General features: G+C 47.8%; 21 protein-coding genes. 3 read left to right on the top strand and 18 right to left on the bottom strand.

Going from position 1 to position 21,368, the window contains the following annotated elements; genetic code table 11:
• Window positions 1–29: 29 nt before the first annotated feature.
• Window positions 30–1,394 (top strand): histidinol dehydrogenase, encoded by a 1,365-nt coding sequence (gene hisD, locus BFP76_RS10060; protein WP_099593280.1) that lies wholly within the window; start codon window positions 30–32, stop codon window positions 1,392–1,394.
• On the opposite strand, the gene BFP76_RS10055 is transcribed toward hisD, so the two are convergent.
• From BFP76_RS10055 to iscR, 11 genes are all read right to left on the bottom strand, one after another.
• Window positions 1,337–1,942, bottom strand: coding sequence for a TadE/TadG family type IV pilus assembly protein (locus BFP76_RS10055; RefSeq protein WP_099593279.1), 606 nt, complete (start codon window positions 1,940–1,942; stop codon window positions 1,337–1,339). The two genes, hisD and BFP76_RS10055, sit on opposite strands and share 58 nt — an antisense overlap.
• Window positions 1,943–1,953: 11 nt before the next feature.
• Window positions 1,954–2,547, bottom strand: coding sequence for a TadE/TadG family type IV pilus assembly protein (locus tag BFP76_RS10050; protein WP_114365323.1), 594 nt, complete (start codon window positions 2,545–2,547; stop codon window positions 1,954–1,956).
• Window positions 2,547–4,412, bottom strand: coding sequence for a TadE/TadG family type IV pilus assembly protein (locus BFP76_RS10045; protein ID WP_099593275.1), 1,866 nt, complete (start codon window positions 4,410–4,412; stop codon window positions 2,547–2,549). Before BFP76_RS10045 ends, BFP76_RS10050 begins: the two co-directional genes overlap by 1 nt.
• Window positions 4,413–4,643: 231 nt before the next feature.
• Entirely contained in the window at window positions 4,644–5,864 is a 1,221-nt protein-coding gene (locus BFP76_RS10040) for a cysteine desulfurase (protein WP_099593273.1), read from the bottom strand.
• 10 nt (window positions 5,865–5,874) lie between these two features.
• On the bottom strand, window positions 5,875–6,381 hold the full coding sequence (locus BFP76_RS10035) for a YIP1 family protein (RefSeq protein ID WP_099593272.1): 507 nt from the start codon (window positions 6,379–6,381) through the stop codon (window positions 5,875–5,877).
• The gene (gene sufD / locus BFP76_RS10030) at window positions 6,381–7,670 is read right to left on the bottom strand and encodes a Fe-S cluster assembly protein SufD (RefSeq protein WP_099593270.1); all 1,290 of its coding nucleotides are present in this window, start codon (window positions 7,668–7,670) and stop codon (window positions 6,381–6,383) included. Before sufD ends, BFP76_RS10035 begins: the two co-directional genes overlap by 1 nt.
• 1 nt (window position 7,671) lies before the next feature.
• Window positions 7,672–8,427, bottom strand: coding sequence for a Fe-S cluster assembly ATPase SufC (gene sufC / locus BFP76_RS10025; RefSeq protein WP_099593268.1), 756 nt, complete (start codon window positions 8,425–8,427; stop codon window positions 7,672–7,674).
• Window positions 8,414–8,761 carry a hypothetical protein gene (locus BFP76_RS10020; protein WP_099593267.1) on the bottom strand — a complete coding sequence of 116 codons (348 nt, stop codon included), beginning with the start codon at window positions 8,759–8,761 and terminating at the stop codon, window positions 8,414–8,416. Before BFP76_RS10020 ends, sufC begins: the two co-directional genes overlap by 14 nt.
• Window positions 8,761–10,263 (bottom strand): Fe-S cluster assembly protein SufB, encoded by a 1,503-nt coding sequence (gene sufB, locus BFP76_RS10015; RefSeq protein WP_099593265.1) that lies wholly within the window; start codon window positions 10,261–10,263, stop codon window positions 8,761–8,763. The genes BFP76_RS10020 and sufB overlap by 1 nt, the downstream gene beginning before the upstream one ends.
• A gap of 11 nt (window positions 10,264–10,274) precedes the next feature.
• Window positions 10,275–11,318, bottom strand: a complete 1,044-nt coding sequence (locus BFP76_RS10010) for a cysteine desulfurase family protein (RefSeq protein ID WP_099593263.1) — start codon at window positions 11,316–11,318, stop codon at window positions 10,275–10,277.
• A 54-nt stretch (window positions 11,319–11,372) separates the two neighbouring features.
• Window positions 11,373–11,834 carry a Fe-S cluster assembly transcriptional regulator IscR gene (iscR, locus tag BFP76_RS10005; RefSeq protein WP_099593261.1) on the bottom strand — a complete coding sequence of 154 codons (462 nt, stop codon included), beginning with the start codon at window positions 11,832–11,834 and terminating at the stop codon, window positions 11,373–11,375.
• A 169-nt stretch (window positions 11,835–12,003) separates the two neighbouring features.
• On the opposite strand from iscR, the gene BFP76_RS10000 reads away from it, so the two are divergent.
• Window positions 12,004–12,657, top strand: coding sequence for an alpha/beta hydrolase (locus BFP76_RS10000; RefSeq protein ID WP_099593260.1), 654 nt, complete (start codon window positions 12,004–12,006; stop codon window positions 12,655–12,657).
• 27 nt (window positions 12,658–12,684) lie between these two features.
• Here BFP76_RS10000 and BFP76_RS09995 read toward each other — a convergent pair whose 3' ends face one another.
• Window positions 12,685–13,782 (bottom strand): anhydro-N-acetylmuramic acid kinase, encoded by a 1,098-nt coding sequence (locus tag BFP76_RS09995; RefSeq protein ID WP_099593258.1) that lies wholly within the window; start codon window positions 13,780–13,782, stop codon window positions 12,685–12,687.
• Between the two features lie 66 nt (window positions 13,783–13,848).
• On the opposite strand from BFP76_RS09995, the gene tyrS reads away from it, so the two are divergent.
• Window positions 13,849–15,102, top strand: coding sequence for a tyrosine--tRNA ligase (tyrS, locus tag BFP76_RS09990; RefSeq protein WP_099593256.1), 1,254 nt, complete (start codon window positions 13,849–13,851; stop codon window positions 15,100–15,102).
• A gap of 86 nt (window positions 15,103–15,188) precedes the next feature.
• Here the strand turns inward: tyrS and BFP76_RS09985 are convergent, their stop codons facing one another.
• The 6 genes from BFP76_RS09985 to uvrA all read right to left on the bottom strand — a co-directional run bounded on the left by BFP76_RS09985 (window position 15,189) and on the right by uvrA (window position 21,314).
• On the bottom strand, window positions 15,189–16,151 hold the full coding sequence (locus BFP76_RS09985; protein WP_099593254.1) for a DUF3179 domain-containing protein: 963 nt from the start codon (window positions 16,149–16,151) through the stop codon (window positions 15,189–15,191).
• An 88-nt stretch (window positions 16,152–16,239) separates the two neighbouring features.
• The gene (locus BFP76_RS09980; RefSeq protein ID WP_165775701.1) at window positions 16,240–16,812 is read right to left on the bottom strand and encodes a peptidylprolyl isomerase; all 573 of its coding nucleotides are present in this window, start codon (window positions 16,810–16,812) and stop codon (window positions 16,240–16,242) included.
• Window positions 16,812–17,318, bottom strand: coding sequence for a peptidylprolyl isomerase (locus BFP76_RS09975; RefSeq protein WP_099594058.1), 507 nt, complete (start codon window positions 17,316–17,318; stop codon window positions 16,812–16,814). The genes BFP76_RS09980 and BFP76_RS09975 overlap by 1 nt, the downstream gene beginning before the upstream one ends.
• Before the next feature lie 66 nt (window positions 17,319–17,384).
• Window positions 17,385–17,879: a pantetheine-phosphate adenylyltransferase gene (coaD, locus tag BFP76_RS09970; RefSeq protein ID WP_099593250.1), complete on the bottom strand. Its 495-nt coding sequence runs from the start codon at window positions 17,877–17,879 to the stop codon at window positions 17,385–17,387.
• A 66-nt stretch (window positions 17,880–17,945) separates the two neighbouring features.
• Window positions 17,946–18,380: a CBS domain-containing protein gene (locus BFP76_RS09965; protein WP_099593248.1), complete on the bottom strand. Its 435-nt coding sequence runs from the start codon at window positions 18,378–18,380 to the stop codon at window positions 17,946–17,948.
• A gap of 75 nt (window positions 18,381–18,455) precedes the next feature.
• The gene (gene uvrA, locus BFP76_RS09960) at window positions 18,456–21,314 is read right to left on the bottom strand and encodes an excinuclease ABC subunit UvrA (RefSeq protein ID WP_099593247.1); all 2,859 of its coding nucleotides are present in this window, start codon (window positions 21,312–21,314) and stop codon (window positions 18,456–18,458) included.
• Between the last annotated feature and the right edge of the window lie 54 nt (window positions 21,315–21,368).

Below are 21,368 nucleotides of genomic sequence, written 5' to 3'. Positions count from 1 at the left end.
GCAATCAATAACAAAACAAGGAATCTTTCATGCCAATTCATTATTTAAAAACAGCATCAAAGACCGCCCAAACAGATTCAAAATCTGTGAACCATACTGTTGAACAAATTTTACAGGAAATTGAATTAGGTGGCGATCAGGTGGCATTGGATTATGCGCAAAAATTTGATTCATACCCCGGCCCAGCATTGTTAAGCAAAGACGCAATCACAGATGCCCTTGCGCGTGTTCCCGAGTCAATAAAACGCGATATTGATTTTGCCCATCAAAACATCGAACGTTTTGCAATCGCGCAAAAAAATGCAATGTCCGAATTTGAGATTGAGGTTCAACCGGGACTGTTTGCGGGTCAACGCATGATCCCCGTAAATGCAGCGGGGTGTTATATCCCCGGTGGGCGTTACAGCCATATCGCATCCGCTTTGATGACGGTCACAACGGCCAAGGTTGCTGGTGTTCCACATATCACGGCGTGTTCCCCTGCCGATCCAAAACATGGTGTGCATCCCGCTATTATCTATGCCGCGCACAGGGCGGGTGCGCATAACATTCTTGCGCTTGGTGGTGTGCAAGGTGTGGCGAGCATGGCGTTTGGCCTGTTTGGCCTACCCGCTGTGGATATTATCGTGGGACCGGGAAATCAATTTGTTGCCGAGGCAAAACGCCAACTTTTTGGGCGTGTGGGTATTGATATGATCGCTGGTCCAACGGACAGTTTAATTTTGGCCGATGAAACCGCCGATCCAATGGTTATCGCCACAGATTTGGTTAGCCAAGCCGAACATGGTTACAATTCGCCTGTGTGGTTGGTGACCAATGATCGCGATATTGCAACGCAAGTGATTGATTTGATGCCACAAGAAATTGCCAATCTACCCGATGTGAATCGTAAAAATGCTGAATCTGCCTGGCGTGATTATGGCGAGGTTATTTTATGCGACACACTTGAAGAAATGGCCGCCACATCCGATGAATACGCGCCCGAACATTTAACCGTTCAGGCCAAAAATCTAGATTGGTGGCTTTCACGGTTAACTTGTTATGGATCACTATTCTTGGGTGAAGAAACAACAGTGGCATTTGGTGACAAGGCAACGGGAACAAACCACGTGTTGCCCACCAGCAGATCGGCCAGATACACAGGCGGGTTATCGGTGCACAAATATATGAAACTGGTTACATATCAACGTGCAACACGCGCAGGTTCATATGATGTGGCACAGGCCACCGCGCGTATTTCACGAATGGAAGGCATGGAAGGCCACGCGCGCGCCGCCGATATTCGATTACACAAATATTTTCCCGATGAAAAGTTTGAGCTACACCCAAATGAAGATCATGGATCTTCGGTGGATTCTTCGCCCTCTTCTTCTGGTGGGGTTTTGGGAACGTAGTTTACTTCGGCGAAATAGCGTGGACGAATAAATAGATTATGTCCAAGCTCTTTATCGCGCCAGCCTAGGTTCCATCCTGCGAAAGAATAACTGATAACCGATGAATAGGTTTGGAAACCTTCGACATATAAAATTGATTCACCAGGTTCAATGAATGGGATAAGTTCATCCATTTCATCCAAACGTGACGCAATCTCTGGGCGATCGGAAATATTGCCGTGTGACCAACGCACATCATAGTCATCTGGATTTACCTCATCACGTACGATGCTCGTGACGCGCAAACCAGTTCGTGATGATTGAGGCATCAGACTAGCAAACATGGATTCGTAAAATTCCATGGTTTCTTCTGTTACGTTTTCTTCGCGCGAAATAATATCGGCAATGGTAAACGAATTGCGCACCACAGATGTTTTTTCACGCACAATATCAAACAAGACAGGTCCAAAAATGATCAACCAATACATGATTGGAAACATTAACACCGCTTCCACGGTCATCGTTCCGCTTTCTGATCTGCCAAAACGTTTTAGTTTTAATAACGACATGTCAGTATCTCCTAAGAACCAGACGCAACCGTAGCACCCGTAGAGAAATCATTATCATCGGGTTCTACGGCATAGGCCGTAAATGTTGATAGGAAAAAGCCACCAGAGCTATCCAATTCAAACGCAGGTGTGATCGGTGTGATGCTAAACAACGGATCAACAACGATACATGCACGCACAAACATCACATCACCAAATTCGCCCATCGTAAATGTGCGTGTTGGTGTTGCATCTGGATCTTCGGGTTTGCGTTCAACACAATCACGAACCCCCAGAGAGAAAGTTTCATCTGGCGACACTTGATACATTTCCAGCTTCATTGCATTAGCGCAATCATTAACGATCCCTGCGTGTTCACAGATTTCATCCTTAAGCACGTCATAAGCGTCTTTTTCATCTGTTCCGCGAATTTTACCAAGCCGCAGATTTCGCACGCTGATATCAACGGCGCGTTCTAAAAAAACCTTTTGTGCCGTGAACCAACCGCCCTCAAGCGCGAGTGCAAACATGAAAAAGAACAAAGGAAAGATAAAGATAAACTCGAGCGTCGAGGTGCCCTCTTCCCTTTGCCAAAACTGTTTTACACTGTTTCGAAATTTCGACATCAGCTTGTCAAACGTAGTTTAGAGATCGCCGCCGCAATACCACGGAAGGTTTCACTCAGGTTGTCATTTGAAGCGGGTTCATAAAACGCATCATCATTGTTCACACATCCTTTAAGCGCTCGCTCTGCAAGACCACCTGCGGGAACCTCAAACCCGATTGTAAACAATAGGAAGTTATTACGATCTGGGTCTTTCAATCCACGTGCAAGGCTGCAAACAGAAAGCATCCGTGCGTCCGCTTCTGGGCTTTGCCAAACACCACCTGTGTATTCACCATCACCTTCAACCATGTCTTCCGCTTCGATACCATCCATGCCGTAGAACAGATCAATAATATCAGGAATTGAAAAACGACGTGTCAATTCTTCCATGTCCAACTGGCGTGCTTCTGAAACGATTGGCAAGCTGCCCCATGGAATCGGACTATGTGTTAGTGGGCTATTCTTTGCATTGCCAGTTATGCCAGCAATATCGCAAAGCGACGGCAATACAGGCAGCGCTTCTTTGCCGCTTGCGCAGAAATATCGATTTTTGTACGGCCCAGTTTTACGTTTTACTGAATATGTTTGGGTTTCCTCATGCCAATAGACACCAGACGGTCCAGAACGATATTCATCCTTTAAGGCTTGGTGAAGCGTATTTGCACCATCACTAAGATGCACGATAACCTTCATCGTGCCTGCTTCTGTATAGTCGTGTGGACGTCCAGCAAATACAGGGTCTACATCGCCATTTGTGATCATTTGATCAACTGTTGGGCGGAATGTTGGATCCAACAACGCCAAACCCCACTTAATGCCCAAATCGCCAGCGGTGGATCCCTCTGCCTGAAGGTTGTTGATATAAGTCGTCACTGCACCAACATTATCTGCAAACGGCAGGATGCTATTTTCAGAAGAATTGCCAGTATCAGGATCAATTGTATGACGACACGTTGGATTGTCGTGCCCTTGCCCAACCAAATCGAGAATATAGTTATTGTTGCCTAACGACGCAATATTATCTCTATTCCAGTTGAATCCAGAATCTCCGCGCGTGTCACCAAACAACCAGGCTGATGAACGATCGCGGAATTCACCGGCGCGTTGCAATGTTGTTGGCAAGCCAGCGGCCAAGTCTTCGGTCAACGCGGTAACGGAATAATCACCTCCGACAATCTGATCGGGGTTTACGCCGAAACCATCAACAAAGGTTCCACGGTCCAAATCAATACAATCGGACAGAATATTTTCTACGGATAACGCTTGATCAGGAACGGCAGCCCATGCATCCAAAATTGCAGGGCCGGCTGATGTTTGATAGTCAAACGGAATGATTGAAACCGAAACATCTGCGTTCGGGTTCGCAAACACATCCGTTGCAAAATCAATCACAGCGGTACGCAATCGCTGGATGCGCGTTCCTGACATTGATGCGGATACATCCACAACCAATGAAATTTCAATGTCACCAATTTCTTGTTCAATCGAAGCAGAGGCATCAACGTCAAATTTGCTAATACCGTAAAGCGATAGGAACAAATTGTTGCTATCGGCACTTGCCCAAGCAATAAATTCACCCGGTGTCGCACCTGGATCAATATCCCAGTCGGCGTTCATCTCATCTTTGCTCAGACCAGATTTCGCGAAAAAGTCGTTGAAAACAGTTTCATCGGATTCATCTGAATTGCTTACCGCAACTGCAAAAATGGCCGAGTCGAGTGTCGTTTGCAAACGTACACGTGTGTTTTCGTATCGTGCGATATCAACCGCCATGCCGCCAAACACGAACAAGGATACAAATAAAAACAAAACAAATAAGATAAATGAACCAGATTCATCATCTTTGAAACGCGTGATCTGGTGCTTAAAATTAGAAAAAGCCATTTTATTCCTCAAACGCAAAGTTTGTGTATGCAATTGTCATTACTCTTTACTCAACAGATTACATGCACTCATACGACAAGTTAGCAGTTACATTTAAAACGGATGCGCCACACACAACGCGCAACGCTACACTACAGAATATATCTTCAATTATGGCAAAATTAGGTAAAATTGCCCTATTCTGTTAATTATTCCCGATAAAACCTGTCAAATCAAGTCAACTGATTGATTTTATGCAAAAAGTTCGTGGCACAATTCTAATGCGTTTACCAGTGCGTCTACCTCTTGGGTTGTGTTGTACAGGCCAAAGGATGCCCTGCACGTTGCACTGACCCCAAGATGTTCCATTAACGGCTGTGCACAATGATGCCCAGCACGCACCGCGATTCCACGCTGATCAACCACCGTGGAAATGTCATGCGGGTGACCTGCGCCTTCGATGGTAAAGGAAAAAATCGCGCCCTTGTTTGCGGAATTTCCCTGAATATTCAGCCAGTTTAATCCACTTAACTTGGCCTGTGCATAATCGCGCAACATATGTTCATGTGCTGCAATGTTATCCATGCCGATCTTAGTCATGTAATCAATCGCAACACCCATTCCGATGGTTTGAACGATGCCTGGTGTGCCCGCCTCGAACTTGTGCGGGGGGTCGTTATACGTGATCGTATCGCGCGACACTTCGCGGATCATATCACCCCCACCCATAAACGGGCGCATTTGAGCCATGCGTTCGCGTGTTGCATATAATGCCCCAGATCCCGATGGGCCGTATAATTTATGCCCCGTGATTGCGAAAAAATCACAATCGATGTCTTGGACATCAACTGGCATATGCACAGACGATTGAGAACCATCCACCACCGTAACGATGCCCTTGGCACGCGCCGCGGCACAAATCGTTTTCACATCCACCACCGTGCCCATCACGTTGGACATTTGCGTGATTGCAATCATTTTTGTATTTGGTGTGATGGCATCAATTACCGCCTGTGGGTCAAGATCACCGTTCACATCGGTTTCGACCCATTTCAACACCACACCCAAACGTTCACGCAAAAAGTGCCACGGCACGATATTGGCGTGATGTTCCATGATCGACAAAATGATTTCGTCGCCAGCCTTTAAATTGGGCATGCCCCAACTGTATGAGATCAGGTTAAATGCCTCTGTCGTTCCGCTGGTAAACAGAATTTCGTCTTCGTGTTTGGCATTTAGGAAACGTTGCACGATACCACGCACCGCTTCATATTTATCGGTTGCAAGGTTCGATAAAAAATGTAGCCCACGATGAACATTTGCATATTCTTGTGAATAGGCCGTATTGATCGCATCAATCACCACCTGTGGTTTTTGTGCGGATGCACCATTATCCAAATAAACCAACGGCTTACCATTCACCTGACGTGATAAAATGGGGAAGTCTTTGCGAATATCATTCACGTCATACATGGGCTTGCCTTTAGATTTTTTTGATCTGTTTTTTTCCGCTATTTGGGAAATGAACCTCGGTAAGATTGGCTGCCAAAACCCATGCAAAAACAAGCGTCGTGATCGCACCTGCACCAAGCACATAGTAAAACGGCGCGACGCTATTCACGATGCCACTGATCAACATGAATGGGATGCTGACGATTGCCGCCCAAAACACCGCGCGGCGCGTTTGAACACCCAAACCAGCGCCATTAAAGGCTCGCATAATAAAATGGAAAATCAATGCGATACCGTAAATCACCAATGGCGTGATAAACACCGATGATGCAAATTGCATCGCCGTAAGATTGGCAATGCTTTGCTCTGTTTTGGTTGCTTTCACCGCGATATTTGGCATCTGCGATACCAAATGCATAGCACCGAAAAACAAGGCATAGAACAATGTTTGTTCTTCGCGAATTCCGGCATCCATCTGTTTTCGCATAATTTTTCTCGGTGTAATCACCGATTGAAAAATATCACCAACCAGCGACATTACCCTTGTCTCCGCTTCATCCATGCATCCATGCGATCCAAGATATCAGCCGCCAGCGCCTCGTCTTCGATTTCCTCAATCGCTTCGCCAAGGAATGCAAGAACCAGCATATCTTGGGCTTCTTGGCGCGGGATGCCGCGTGATGTCAGATAAAACAACGTGTCATCATCAATTGCACCCACGGTTGAACCGTGTGAACAGGCCACATCATCAGCGTAAATTTCCAGCTCTGGTTTGGCCAAGAAATTGCTATCTTCATCCAACAACAAACCTTGTGAAATTTGATAGCCATCGGTTTTTTGCGCATCTGGTTTTACCAAAATTTTACCTTGGAAAACGCCAGTTGCACCATTGCGCAACACCTTTTTGAATACCTGACGGCTCTCGCAGTTTACCGCATCATGTGTGATGAACACGGTATCATCATGATGAAACCCTGTACCATCGCCTGCGGATGCCCCGCCAACGGTTGCATGTGCATCATCACCTGTCAGCTCAATCACCGTATCATTGCGCGTTAACACACCGTTCACCGTCATGGTGAATGATTTAAAGGTGCTTTCGCGCCCAAGGCGCGCAAACATATGTGTCACGGTTTTGCGTTCATGATCGCGCCCTTGTGTGCGCACATGATGGAAACCACCATTATCGGCAATATCAACCTCGACCACGGAATTGAAACGCGCCGCACCAGGGCCGCTTTCCAACAATGTGATATCTGCGCCCTCTTCCACTTTGATGACGTGGTGCACCATCGCATCAGAGCTTTCTGATGAATGAACATAACGGATCGCAATTGGGCGATTAACCTTGCCCGTTGCATGGATCACCAAACCTTCGCTCGCCACGGCGGTATTCAATGTTGCCAATGGGCGTGGCACAGGGTTTTGCCCGTCTGCTTCCAGCGCACCAAACAAATCCTTGGCCCAGTGGATATCCTTGCCCAAGGCATCGCCAAGGGTTTCGATCACAACGTTTTCACCAGATAAATCATCCGATTGCGCAGGATCATAAACACCATCAACAAACACCACGCGAAGACGATCAATGCTATCAAACATGGGTGTTTCATCATTTTCAAATAGCGCCGCATTCGCCGCAGGTATCGCTGTTAATGCGGATGGATCGGTATATTTCCAATATTCGTCACGCTTGTTCGGTGCACCCATTTCACGCAAACGCGCAATCGCATTTGTACGTGTTGCATCCGACCATTTCGCACCCGTTGGCATTTTATATGCCGAGATCAGCGTTTCCGCCGTATCAAATTTGATTGAAGGAACAGCCATATCAGGCCACCTCTGCCAAAATGTCAGCGTAACCGTTGTTTTCAACCTCTAGCGCCAATTCTGGACCACCAGATTTAACGATTTTGCCATCTGCCATAATGTGCACAACATCAGGTTTGATGTGATCCAGCAAACGTTGATAATGCGTGATCACAAGGAACGAACGCTTGCCATCGCGCAATGCATTCACGCCCTCGGCCACCAATTTCATCGCATCCACGTCCAAACCAGAATCCGTTTCATCCAAAACGCACATCTTTGGTTCCAACATTGCCATTTGCAAAATCTCGTTACGTTTCTTTTCACCACCGGAAAAGCCAACGTTTACGGGGCGTTTCAACATATCCGCATCGATTTTCAATGCTTTTGCTTTTTCACGTACTAGTTTTAGGAAATCACCCGCGGATAGCTCTTCTTCACCGCGTGCTTTGCGTTGTGCATTCACGGCTGTGCGAAGGAATGTCATGTTGCCAACACCTGGGATTTCCACTGGATATTGAAACGCAAGGAAAAGCCCCGCTGCCGCGCGCTCTTCTGGTTCCATATCCAACAAATCCGCACCATCCAACGTGGCCGAACCACCGGTTACCTCGTAACCATCTTTGCCAGACAAAACATAAGACGTGGTTGATTTACCAGAACCATTTGGCCCCATAATCGCGTGCACTTCGCCTTCGCCAATTTTCAGATCAACACCCTTGAGGATTGTTTTCTCTTCTTCTTCAAGATCAACTTGTAAGTTTTTAATTTCTAACATTTTTGTTCTCTTTTTCTCTCATTTCGGCCAACTGGCGCTGTGTATGTTGTTCTCTGATCTCAATGCGCTCTTTGAACAATGCTTCGTCTTTTGCAGTGGCGAGTTGAGCTAGTTTCCTATCTATGACCAAGCTGATCACTTTAAACACAAACGCGCCAATGATCGCACAAAGGATCAGATTTTCATTTTCGAATACAATGCCAACCCAAACACCTGCAAAGGCACCCGCCACTATCAGAAACCATGACAAAAAACCGGCAACACGTATGTATGAATACAGTAATGATTGTCGCGTCCTTGCAGGGGAACCGGTGTTGGATCGGAATTTTTCCATTAACCAACGGACCCTTCTAAACTAATCGCAACCAATGCTTGCGCTTCCATCGCGAATTCCATCGGCAGGGCTTGCAATACCTCTTTGGCAAAGCCGTTGACGATCAAGGCAACCGCCTCTTCTTCGTCCATACCGCGTTGGCGGCAATAGAACATTTGATCATCATCCACCTTTGATGTGGTTGCTTCGTGTTCCACACGGCTCGAATTGTTTTTCACTTCGATATAGGGAACGGTATGCGCACCGCATTTATCGCCGATTAACAGGCTGTCGCATTGGGTATAATTACGCGAATTTTTCGCCTTAGGGTGCATTGAAACCAAACCACGATATGTGTTTTGCGCAACACCTGCCGAAATCCCCTTGGATACGATGCGCGATTTGGTGTTTTTGCCCAAATGCACCATCTTTGTACCCGTGTCGGCCTGTTGGTGGTGGTTTGCAATCGCGATGGAATAAAATTCACCCTGTGAATCATCGCCGCGTAAAATGCATGATGGGTATTTCCATGTCACCGCAGAACCTGTTTCCACCTGCGTCCACATGACCTTGGCACGATCACCACGACAATCGGCACGTTTGGTGACGAAATTATAAATCCCGCCCTTGCCGTCTTCATCTCCAGGGTACCAGTTTTGAACGGTGGAATATTTGATTTCAGCATCTTCCAAGATCACCAATTCAACAACAGCTGCGTGCAATTGTGCAATATCACGTTGCGGCGCGGTACAGCCCTCAAGATAGGAAACATAAGACCCTTTTTCCGCAATAATCAGTGTGCGTTCAAATTGCCCAGTGTTTTCCGCATTGATACGGAAATATGTGGATAATTCCATCGGGCATTTTGTGCCTTCCGGCACATAGACAAACGATCCATCTGAAAACACTGCGGAATTCAGCGTTGCATAAAAATTATCAGATTGTGGCACAACCGAACCAAGATATTTTTTCACCAATTCTGGATGCTCTTTGATCGCCTCTGAGATCGGCATGAAAATCACGCCAGCCTTTTTCAATTCCTCTTGGAATGTTGTCCCAACGGAAACGGAATCAAACACCGCATCAACCGCAACTTTGCGTTCTTCTTCGGGTGCTTCAACACCAGCAAGCAAGGCCTGTTCTTTCAACGGAATGCCCAATTTTGCGTATGTTTCCAACAGTTTGGGGTCAACCTCATCCAATGATTTTGGTTTGTTTTCCATGGATTTAGGACGCGCGTAATAATACTGATCCTGAAAATCAATTTTGGGGTATTCAACCATCGCCCAATTGGGCTCTTCCATTTGCAACCAGCGACGATACGCAGCCAAACGCCACTCTAGCATCCATTCTGGCTCTTCGTTTTTCTCAGAGATCAGACGCACGATATCTTCGGACAGGCCAAGGGGTGCATATTCCATTTCAACATCGGTGTTGAAACCATATTTATATTTGCCCGCAATGGATTTCACCGCTTCTACGGTTTCTTCATCGACGCCTTCTTTTACGATTACTTCGCTCATATCTGTCTTCCTCACGCAGCTTTTGCTGCAAATTTACGATAGGCTTTGATCCACGCTTGCGCGAAATCAGTCACCTCTTGTTCTGTTGTCGTCGGGCCCAGTGACACGCGAACAGCACTTGCCGCCGTAATGTCATCATAACCCATGGCCTTCAAGACCTTGCTTGCCTTAACCTTGCCACTGGAACAGGCTGATCCAGCAGAAATTGCAAAACCCGCCAAATCCATTTGCATCACTTGCGTCTCACCACGCCAATTTGGCACAGCAAAACAACTGGTATTGGGCAGACGTTTTACCGATTGCCCGACCAAAACCACATCAGGCACTGCATCTGCAATCATTGCTTCCATCTTGTCGCGCAGCTGTGCAACCTCTTCCCAAACGCCATTGGCCAAATCACGCGCACCGGCTTCTGCTGCGGCACCAAAACCTGCGATACCAATCACATTCTCGGTTCCAGAACGGCGCCCCATTTCTTGGCCACCACCCTTGATTTGCGCCTTAAGATCTATGCCTTGGCGTAGGATCAGTGCACCAACACCCTTTGGCCCGCCAAGCTTATGTGCCGATAACATCGCCATTTGCGCACCAGACCATTCAAACGCGCATGAAACCTTGCAAAATGCCTGTACGGCATCAACAACGCCAACACCATTTGGCAAATCCTGTAAAATCCCTGTTTCACTATTTGCCATCTGAACCGCAGACATCTCTGGGTCTTTGATCGCGACAATTCCATTTGCATCGGTGACCAAATCACCGTCTGACCACGCAGACACGCAATCATGTTCCACATCACTCGCGGCCATATCACGCCCCGCCATTGCCAATGCCGCGGCCTCTGTTGCGCTGGATGTGAACACCAAATCTGCGTTCTCTGCTCCAAATGCCGCACGAATTTGCCCTCGCGCCTTTTCCACGATTGCCGTGGCTGCCCGCCCTTCTCGATGGACAGAGGATGGATTTCCAACAACATCCATCGCCGCAATCATCGCATCACGCGCCTCTGTGCGAACCGGCGTTGTCGCATTCCAATCCAAATACACACGGCTCATATCAAACACCGCTTTCCAAATGTTTCAAATATCCTCGCCGAAGGCATAAAATCTTCATGCCTCGTCCACCATTTGAAACAACCCAGGCACCGCAGGACATGGCGCCAACTGATTTTCAATCACATCGGATAAACGTGTGGAATGCAAAAACACATAAACCTGCGCAGACAGGCTTTCCCACAGCCGATTATTCAACGATTGTGCACGGCTGCCTGATGATGCACCCGATGCACCTGCCCCTTTGGCCAGTGCATCCATGGTTTCATCAACCGCTTCCAAAACATCCGATACACGAATGGCATCCGCGGTTTTTGCCAATTTGTAACCGCCACCTGGGCCACGCACCGATGAAACGATTTCTGCACGGCGCAATTTCACGAATAATTGCTCCAAATAGGCCAGCGAAATATCTTGGCGTTCGCTAATCCCACCAAGCGATACCAACCCTTTTTCGCCCTCAATGGCCAAATCGACCAACGCGATCATTGCATATCTGCCTTTTGTGCTCAGTTTCATATGATTTCACTGCCGATTATATTGACGAAAACGGAACAAACCCTTATCAGATGTTATTCGAGTGGGGGCTTGCACCTTACAATTTAGAATGGTTCTAAAGTTTCCGAGCGATTCCGTCAAGATTAACGACGCTTGAAACGAAAATATTATGTGAGGCCACGCGCTACAGATGCCAGAAGTCATTTTCCCCGGTCCAGAAGGCCGCCTAGAAGGTCGCTACCACCCGCAAAAATCCAAAGACGCGCCCATCGCGATTGTGTTGCATCCGCATCCACAATTTGGTGGTACAATGAACAACAAGGTCGTGTATAATCTGCATTACGCATTTTATAATATGGGCTTTACTGTTTTGCGTTTTAACTTTCGCGGCGTTGGCCGTTCACAAGGTGAATATGACCAAGGCGTTGGCGAATTATCAGATGCAGCGGCGGCACTTGATTTCTTGCAGGCGAAAAACCCAAATGCGAAACATTGCTGGGTTGCTGGATTTTCTTTTGGCGCGTGGATTGGTATGCAATTGTTGATGCGTCGCCCTGAAATTTCTGGATTCATTTCCGCGGCTCCACCCGCAAACACTTATGACTTTAGCTTCCTTGCCCCCTGCCCAAGCTCTGGCTTGATCATCAACGGATCTGCTGACCGCGTAGTTGCACCCGCAGATGTCGAAGGTTTGGTTGGCAAATTGCACGAACAAAAAGGCATCACTATCACACACGAGGTGATCGATGGCGCTGGCCACTTCTTTGAAAAAGATCACATGGATACGATGATCGGATCGGTCGATGAATATGTTCGCCGAAGGCTGACAGAAAACACACGATAATAAATTGGCGGCTTTGGCCGCCTTTTTTTATGGGGTGCTGATAATCCCACCGCACACGGGCTCGCTACATCCTGTTGTGCTTGGTGCAGATGTCGCCAATCCGCGCAAAACACGCACGGCTAGATATCCAAATGCTTGGGCTTCCAACATATCACCATCAAACCCGACGTCTTCACAGGGCGCAACCTGTTCCAGCCGTTGCCGCAATCCGTTCATCAATGCAGGATTGCGCCGCCCTCCACCACAAATCAACCATCGCGCTGGGTCGTCAGGAAAATGCATCTGCGCGGCATATGCACTTGATGCCGCCAATGCTGTCAAGGTCGCTGCGGCATCATCCAATGACAGATCGACAACCAAGTTTTCAATCTGGGTAAAATCGTTACGGTCCAGTGATTTTGGTGGGGTTCGCTCAAAATATTGATGTTTAAAAAACGTTTCTAAAACATTCGTATCAACGCGCCCAGCCAGCGCATGCGCACCGTCCTCGTCAAATGTGGCATTGCTGCGTGCCACCATCAAATCATTGATCGGCGCATTCGCAGGTCCCGTGTCAAACGCCAACAAAGCCCCAGCCTCTGTTGGCAATCCTTTGCGCGGGTCAATCCAGGTTACATTCCCCACACCACCAAGGTTTAAAAATGCAATTGGTTCTTTTCCACCCAATTGCTTGGCCAATGCAAAATGGAAAAATGGTGCCAATGGTGCGCCCTCACCCCCTGCGGCCATATCGGCATTGCGAAAATCCCACACGATCTTTTTGCCTGTTTCGGTTGCCAACGCCGCACCATCACCAATTTGAAACGTTCGCCCACCTGCGGGATCATGCGCAAGTGTTTGTCCGTGAAACCCCACCACATCCGCCGTTGGAAAATGTGCGATTACATCGGCATGCGCCTGTTCAACAATGGATTTGGCCAATTGCAACCGCGTCGCATCGCCATCGGGCCACAACCCCAAGGCGTCGCGTAAAATTCCGTGTTCATGTTCACTATAGGGGCGAAAAAACGTGGCACCAAAATCTAAAACTTGTTGACCATCGGTTAACACCATCGCGCCATCAACCCCGTCCAAAGACGTGCCAGACATCAATCCAAGCGCCCAAATTGGGGTAAATTTCACCATCTGTCTTTCCTTTCGCAATAAACCCGTTATACGAAGCAAAGACAGAATTAAAAAGGATCAATACCGATGACATACAAGCCCAAATCAGAGTTTCTGCAAGTGATGCAGCAACGGGGCTTCTTGCAGGACTGCACAGACCTACAGGGGCTCGATGAACGCCTGCTCGAAGGTCCACTTGCAACCTATATCGGATATGATGCCACGGCGAAATCGCTGCATGTTGGGCATTTGTTGAACATCATGATGTTGCGTTGGTTGCAAAAAACCGGGCACAAGCCAATCACCCTGATGGGTGGTGGCACGACCAAGGTTGGTGATCCATCCTTTCGCGCCGATGAACGCCCGCTTTTGGATAATGCAGCGATTGATGCAAATATTGACGGTATGAAACAGGTTTTTGCCAAATACCTGTCATATGGCGATGGCAAAACCGATGCGGTAATGCTCAACAATGCGGAATGGCTCGATAATCTTAATTACCTCGAATTTTTGCGTGATATTGGCAAGTTTTTCTCGGTCAATCGCATGCTTAGCTTTGAAAGCGTGAAATCACGTCTTGATCGCGATCAATCGCTCAGCTTTCTTGAATTCAACTACATGATCCTGCAAGCCTATGATTTCTTGGAATTGAACCGCCGCTATGATTGCGCATTGCAAATGGGTGGCTCCGATCAATGGGGTAATATCGTTAACGGAATTGATTTGACCCGCCGCATTAACCAAAACCAAGTGTTCGGCCTCACATCACCACTATTGACCAAGGCGGATGGAACCAAAATGGGTAAATCCGCAAATGGCGCGGTGTGGCTCAACGCAGAACTGCTCAGCCCGTATGAATTTTGGCAATTCTGGCGCAATACGCTTGATGCTGATGTGGCAAAATTCCTCAAACTATTCACAGAACTTCCCGTGGAAGAATGCGAACGCCTCGGCGCGCTCGAAGGTTCTGAAATCAACGCGGCCAAAATCATTTTGGCAAACGAGGTTACTGCGCTTTGTCACGGCACAGACGCCGCCAAAAACGCAGAAACCACTGCTCGCGAAGTTTTTGAAAAAGGCGGTGTTGGTGATGATCTGCCAACGTTGGAACTCAACAGTGACGACATCGGTGATGGGATTAGCTTTGCGCAAACTTTGGTGCGTGCTGGTCTTGCCCCTTCTGGCAAAGAGGCCAAACGCATCATCCAAGGTGGTGGTGCGCGTCTGAATGACGAAGCCGTGAATGACATTGGCCTGATGCTCACGGTTGATGACATCGCCAAAACACCAAAAATTTCATCCAGCAAGAAAAAGCACGCCTTGGTTAAACTCCAAGACTAAAATTCCATTTTGTCTAAATATCCAAAAACACGCTTGGCCCTTGGGCCAAGCTTATCACAATGATCGCAATCGCGATCTCATTTTGCTCAGTTTCCTAACATCCATTTTCCATCTGGATGAAACGCATGAAATGCAAAGGCAAAGCCAACATCATGCACGACATTAACCCCCGATGATTGATCTGTGACCCGCACCGATCCAACATCGCGCCCCTTTGCGATTTCTCTGGTGTCGAGCGCTGATGCCATGCCTGCATCCCATTCAATCACAATGCCCCGCTCAACAATGCGCCCTTCTTTACGCACCCGTTGAAGCGGCCATGCGGCCTGCTCCACCACAACAACCCGCTCCAATGGGTTAATCCCATGGGGTGGGTTTTCACCGCGATATAAAAACGGAGTACCCGTATCATATCCCGCATAAGGATTGGCACCATAGGAACGATTATGCTTTGGCGTTGCCATAACCAATCCATCTGGATGTTGTTTTACATACGCTCCCCAATTGATGGTGTAACTGGGCAATTTCACCAATGTTTGCCCCACCAATTCACCCACAATCGCTTGCCCCGTGAATTGTTGCCACCAGGTTTCGGTTTGGCGATCATACATGATCATATCGGAATTTCGTAGCAATCCTGAAACCCCCAATTCATACTGAACACCGTTTAAACGGCGATCAAAGACTACCCCAGAATTACACAATGGACAGAATGTTACCGCGATTGGCGTGTCCCCCAACCTGTCATTCACGATCTCATGCCACATTAAATATCGAATGGGATAGGCGCGCGTCGTTTGTCCCGCGATGTGAACAACCATCACGGGTTCCTGTTCACCTAACCCGGTTTTTTTTGCATTTTGGATCATTGTCGGATTGCTGATCGCAGGGATTCCATCCTTGCCTGGGCCACCATCCAAGATGGTGTCAAAATCAACAATGGTCTTGGTAAAATCCGTGTTTTTCCACGCCATTTTCCAAAACCGCACATCCGCCATGGCCCCAGATGCTAGAAATATACAGACCAGTGTTAAGATGATTTTTTTCATGGTGCCTCCACCGACGGAGGCTAGGCCAAGACATCACGTTTGGATAGTGTGCCTCACCAAAAGGTGAAGGCCCGTCAGGGCCTCCATATCAATTGTCAGATTTTACATAAACACGTTTCATATAGTCTGGATCATCCAGCGCACCCGTTTGTGCGTGCCCTTTTTTGATCCCATCAACCACATCTTGGCCTTCGATTACGCGACCAAATACGGTGTATTGTTCATTCAAAAATTCACCATCGGCAAACATAATGAAAAATTGTGAATTGGCAGAGTTCGGATCAGATGATCGCGCCATACCCACGACACCGCGCAAAAACGGCTCTTTTGAAAATTCTGCTGGCAAATCTTCATAGTTTGAACCACCAGAACCCGCATACCGTGGAATGAAACCTTCTAGGTTGCCATGCGTAACATCGCCAGTTTGCGCCATGAAACCATCGATCACGCGATGAAATACGACCCCGTCATATGAACCTTCGCGTGCCAATTTTTTAACGCGTTCCACATGTTCAGGGGCAAGCTCTGGAAGCAATTCAATTTCAATTATACCAGTGCTTGCACCGTCAAGCTCGATAACCAATGTGTTTTCTGGTGTGGCCGCAAATACGCCCGCACCCAAAAACAACATTGAAACGGCTGTCAAAAACAGATTGCGCATCACAGATCAGCCGCAACGCGTACCGTTACCATGCGATCTGGGCTCGCTGGTGGCTCGCCACGTGTGATCGCATCGACATGTTCCATGCCTGATGTCACTCGCCCATAAACGGTATATTGACCATTCAAGAAATGATTGTCGCCAAAGTTGATGAAAAACTGTGAATTGGCGGAATTCGGATTCGCAGAACGTGCCGCGCCCAATGTGCCACGATCATGTGGTAATTTAGAAAATTCCGCTGGCAAATCTGGCAATTCCGAACCACCTGTGCCCGCACGACCAATGTTAAAATTGTCTTCCATGTTGCCATTTGCAACATCACCAGTTTGCGCCATGAAACCGTCGATCACGCGGTGAAATGCAACGTTGTCGTATTTTCCTGCGCGTGCCAATTCTTTCATGCGTGCGCTGTGCAATGGGGCAACATCGGGTAATAGTTCGATGTGAACTTCGCCCCCTGCAAGTGTCATTACGATGGTATTTTCTGGGTCTTTAAAATCTGCCAAGATGGCCTCCGTTTTTGAATTTGCGCGCACCCTACGACAGGCAGAACAAAGAGAAAAGCCAAAGCCCTATTTTTTTGCGAATTTTTCGTTCAAAGCATTTTGAACGCCTTTGGTCACAAACGGCGAAACATCGCCACCAAGGCGGGCGATTTCTTTCACAAGACGTGATGCAACCGCTTGGTGTTTTGCCTCTGCCATCAAGAACACAGTTTCAATTTGATCGTTCATCGCACGGTTCATACCGACCAGTTGAAATTCATATTCAAAATCGGATACCGCACGCAGGCCGCGGATGATCACAGATGCGCCAACCTCTTGGGCCATATCAATCAACAGGTTTTCAAATGGAACCACGACAATTTCTGTTGATCCTTTGTCGATCTTGCTCATGTTGCGCTCGATCATTTCAACGCGCTCTTCCAGCGAAAATAACGGCCCCTTGTCACGATTAATCGCAACCCCGATAACCAAACGATCCACCAGCGTACATGCACGTTTTATAATGTCGATATGACCAACCGTGATCGGATCAAACGTCCCTGGATACAGACCGATGCGCATGGCAATTTCCCCCCATAATTTTGTTGGGCGCAGGTTGACCCCATACTGACGCGAACGTCAAGTTGTTTAATGCCCTGTGATCATATTGATCATGGCAGAATTTTCGGATTCAACTTCGTTCAATCGCGCCTTGACCACATCGCCAATGGAAATCAGCCCGATCAGCTTGTCATCTTCGATCACGGGCAGATGGCGAAAACGGCCTTCGGTCATCATTTTCAATGCTTGTTCTGCGGTATCCTTTAGGGAACAATGTTTGATATCAGCGGTCATAATATCCGCCACATTCAAAGAAAAACAATCCACACCGCGTTTTCCGACCTCGCGGATAATGTCGCGCTCGGAAATAATGCCATCGGCGGTGTGACCATCACTGCTAACGACCAAGGCACCGATGCGATGTGCAGACAGATCTGAAATCGCATCGCGCACTGATTGACTTTTATCAATTGTTAAAACACCATCTTTGGCTTTGGACGTTAAAATTTGGCTGATCAGCATGCATATTTCTCCTGTTGATATTAATCAACTTATAGCAGAAAAAACCGGTTAGGTCATTAAAAACGCGCAAAACTCTTACGCTTTGCGTTTGATTGCCGTGTTCAACATTTGATCCAGATAATAACCCGTGTAGCTACCCTTTACAGATGCCACATCTTCGGGTGTGCCAGTGGCAACGATTGTACCACCTCCGTCGCCGCCCTCGGGGCCAATGTCGATGATATGATCGGCGGTTTTAATCACATCCAGATTATGTTCGATCACAATCACCGTGTTGCCCTGATCGACCAATTCATGCAGCACCTCTAACAGTTTGCGCACATCTTCGAAATGTAACCCCGTTGTCGGTTCATCAAGGATATATAACGTGCGCCCTGTGGATCGTTTCGACAATTCTTTTGACAATTTCACGCGCTGTGCTTCGCCGCCCGACAAAGTCGTCGCTTGTTGCCCTACCTTGATATAGCCAAGCCCAACACGCATCAGCGCTGTCATTTTGTCACGAATGCTTGGCACGGCTTGGAAAAACTGTTCGGCGTCTTCCACGGTCATATCAAGCACATCTGCGATGCTTTTGCCCTTGAACAACACCTCTAGCGTTTCGCGGTTATATCGTTTGCCACGACAGGTTTCACATTCAACATAAACGTCTGGTAAAAAGTGCATCTCTATCTTGATCACACCATCGCCTTGGCACGCCTCGCACCGCCCGCCTTTGACGTTAAAGCTAAACCGACCAGGTTTATAGCCACGGGTTTTCGCCTCTGGCAATCCAGCAAACCATTCGCGGATCGGCGTGAACGCACCAGTATATGTGGCAGGGTTCGATCGCGGTGTACGCCCAATCGCGCGTTGATCGATATCAATCACCTTATCCAAATAGGTAAGCCCACGAATTTCATCGCAATGCGCTGGCGTTTGTTTGGCACCGTTTAACCGCATGGATGCGGTTTTAAACAGTGTTTCAATGGTCAATGTCGATTTCCCGCCGCCAGACACACCTGTCACACAGGTAAACGTGCCAAGGGGAAAACTGGCATCAATCCCCTTCAAATTATTGCCCGTGGCGTTGGTGACGGTGATTTCTTTGCCATTCCCCTTGCGCCGATCGACAGGTATCGCGATTTCACGCGCACCTGTTAAATACTGACCCGTGATGGACTTTTTGCTTTTGATGATTTGCGCTGGTGTGCCTTTGGCGATGATCTCGCCACCATGCACACCTGCACCTGGACCAATATCCAACACGTAATCTGCGGTGCGAATTGCTTCTTCGTCATGTTCGACAACAATCACGGTATTTCCCTGATCGCGCAGATTTTTGAGCGTTTCCAACAGGCGATCATTATCGCGTTGGTGCAGGCCGATGGATGGTTCATCCAACACATATAAAACCCCCGTCAAGCCAGAGCCAATCTGGCTGGCCAATCGAATGCGTTGGCTTTCACCACCTGATAAAGTGCCTGCGTTTCTGCTTAGCGTGAGGTAATCCAAACCAACATTCACCAAAAATCCAAGCCGTTCGCGGATTTCCTTTAAAATCGCTTTGGCAATTTCATTTTTCTGATTGGTCAGGGTTGCGGGCACGTCCTCGACCCATTGCAAGGCTTCTTTGATCGAAAACTGAACCACCTGCCCTACGTGAATATCGGCGATTTTTACGGCGCGGGCCTCTTCGCGTAAACGATAACCGTCACAGGCGCCGCAATGGCGATTGTTTTGGTAACGTTCAAATTCTTCGCGGATCCAGTTGCTATCGGTTTCGCGGTATCGCCGTTCCATATTTGGAATAACACCCTCAAACGCGCGGGTTACCTCGTATACGCGGCCACCCTCGTCATAGCGGAATTTGATTTCATCCTTTCCAGAACCATAGAGCATGATTTTATGCACATGAGCCGGCAAATCGCGCCAAGCGGCATCTTTGTAAAACCCATAATGATCGGCGAGCGCTTCGATGGTTTGGCGAAAGTACGGGGATTTTCCCTTGGCCCAAGGCGCAAGTGCCCCATCATAGAGCGATATGGAAGGATCAGGCACAACCAATCGTTCATCAAAGAAAAGTTCAACGCCAAGCCCATCACATTCAGGACACGCACCAAAGGGTGCGTTAAATGAAAACAACCGTGGTTCGATTTCCGCGATTGTAAAACCGCTGACCGGACAGGAAAAGTTTTCTGAAAACGTGATGCGTTCGGCTTCGCCATCACTTGGCGCGGTCTCTAAAATCGCGATCCCTTCGGCCAGATCAAGAGCGGTGCGCAAACTATCGGCCAAACGTGTTTCCAAGCCCCCCTTGATCACAATACGATCAACCACAACATCAATGTTATGGCGAAACTTTTTATCAAGCGTTGGCGCATCGTCCAGTTCGTAAAATTCGCCGTCTACCTTGACCCGTTGAAAGCCTTGTTTCTTAAGTTCTTGAAATTCCTTGCGATATTCACCTTTACGGTCACGCACAATCGGGGCGAGCAGATAGGCACGCGTGCCTTCATCCATGCTCATGATCCGATCAACCATTTCGGAAACTTGCTGTGCTTCGATCGGCAGTCCTGTTGTTGGTGAATATGGTGTCCCAACACGTGCAAACAACAGGCGCAGGTAATCGTAAATTTCGGTGACGGTGCCAACGGTTGATCGTGGATTTTTCGACGTCGTTTTTTGTTCAATCGAAATCGCAGGTGAAAGCCCCGCAATATGATCAACATCAGGTTTTTGCATCATATCAAGGAATTGGCGTGCATATGCGGACAAAGATTCAACATATCGACGCTGACCCTCGGCATAAATCGTATCAAACGCGAGCGACGACTTACCAGAACCGGACAGCCCCGTGATCACCACCAATTTATCGCGCGGAATATCCACATCGAAATTTTTCAGGTTATGTTCCCGCGCACCGCGAATTTCAATGTTTTTAAGCTCTGCCATATGCCTGCCCTTGATACCTGTGCGACCTGTAAATCAATATGTCTAAGATGGCAA

The sequence above is a fragment of the Paramylibacter kogurei genome (genome assembly GCF_002742285.1).
GTDB classification, from domain to species: Bacteria; Pseudomonadota; Alphaproteobacteria; order Rhodobacterales; family Rhodobacteraceae; genus Amylibacter; species Amylibacter kogurei.
Note: the sequence above shows the minus strand (reverse complement) of the source record. Positions and strands in the feature narration are given on the sequence as shown.

Excerpts from the sequence above, each read along its gene's own strand:
- hisD (WP_099593280.1), top strand. The coding sequence starts at position 30 with ATGCCAATTCATTATTTAAAAACAGCATCAAAGACCGCCCAAACAGAT.
- BFP76_RS10055 (WP_099593279.1), bottom strand. The coding sequence starts at position 1,942 with ATGTCGTTATTAAAACTAAAACGTTTTGGCAGATCAGAAAGCGGAACG.
- BFP76_RS10050 (WP_114365323.1), bottom strand. The coding sequence starts at position 2,547 with ATGTCGAAATTTCGAAACAGTGTAAAACAGTTTTGGCAAAGGGAAGAG.
- BFP76_RS10045 (WP_099593275.1), bottom strand. The coding sequence starts at position 4,412 with ATGGCTTTTTCTAATTTTAAGCACCAGATCACGCGTTTCAAAGATGAT.
- BFP76_RS10040 (WP_099593273.1), bottom strand. The coding sequence starts at position 5,864 with ATGTATGACGTGAATGATATTCGCAAAGACTTCCCCATTTTATCACGT.
- BFP76_RS10035 (WP_099593272.1), bottom strand. The coding sequence starts at position 6,381 with ATGTCGCTGGTTGGTGATATTTTTCAATCGGTGATTACACCGAGAAAA.
- sufD (WP_099593270.1), bottom strand. The coding sequence starts at position 7,670 with ATGGCTGTTCCTTCAATCAAATTTGATACGGCGGAAACGCTGATCTCG.
- sufC (WP_099593268.1), bottom strand. The coding sequence starts at position 8,427 with ATGTTAGAAATTAAAAACTTACAAGTTGATCTTGAAGAAGAAGAGAAA.
- BFP76_RS10020 (WP_099593267.1), bottom strand. The coding sequence starts at position 8,761 with ATGGAAAAATTCCGATCCAACACCGGTTCCCCTGCAAGGACGCGACAA.
- sufB (WP_099593265.1), bottom strand. The coding sequence starts at position 10,263 with ATGAGCGAAGTAATCGTAAAAGAAGGCGTCGATGAAGAAACCGTAGAA.
- BFP76_RS10010 (WP_099593263.1), bottom strand. The coding sequence starts at position 11,318 with ATGAGCCGTGTGTATTTGGATTGGAATGCGACAACGCCGGTTCGCACA.
- iscR (WP_099593261.1), bottom strand. The coding sequence starts at position 11,834 with ATGAAACTGAGCACAAAAGGCAGATATGCAATGATCGCGTTGGTCGAT.
- BFP76_RS10000 (WP_099593260.1), top strand. The coding sequence starts at position 12,004 with ATGCCAGAAGTCATTTTCCCCGGTCCAGAAGGCCGCCTAGAAGGTCGC.
- BFP76_RS09995 (WP_099593258.1), bottom strand. The coding sequence starts at position 13,782 with ATGGTGAAATTTACCCCAATTTGGGCGCTTGGATTGATGTCTGGCACG.
- tyrS (WP_099593256.1), top strand. The coding sequence starts at position 13,849 with ATGACATACAAGCCCAAATCAGAGTTTCTGCAAGTGATGCAGCAACGG.
- BFP76_RS09985 (WP_099593254.1), bottom strand. The coding sequence starts at position 16,151 with ATGAAAAAAATCATCTTAACACTGGTCTGTATATTTCTAGCATCTGGG.
- BFP76_RS09980 (WP_165775701.1), bottom strand. The coding sequence starts at position 16,812 with ATGCGCAATCTGTTTTTGACAGCCGTTTCAATGTTGTTTTTGGGTGCG.
- coaD (WP_099593250.1), bottom strand. The coding sequence starts at position 17,879 with ATGCGCATCGGTCTGTATCCAGGGACGTTTGATCCGATCACGGTTGGT.
- BFP76_RS09965 (WP_099593248.1), bottom strand. The coding sequence starts at position 18,380 with ATGCTGATCAGCCAAATTTTAACGTCCAAAGCCAAAGATGGTGTTTTA.
- uvrA (WP_099593247.1), bottom strand. The coding sequence starts at position 21,314 with ATGGCAGAGCTTAAAAACATTGAAATTCGCGGTGCGCGGGAACATAAC.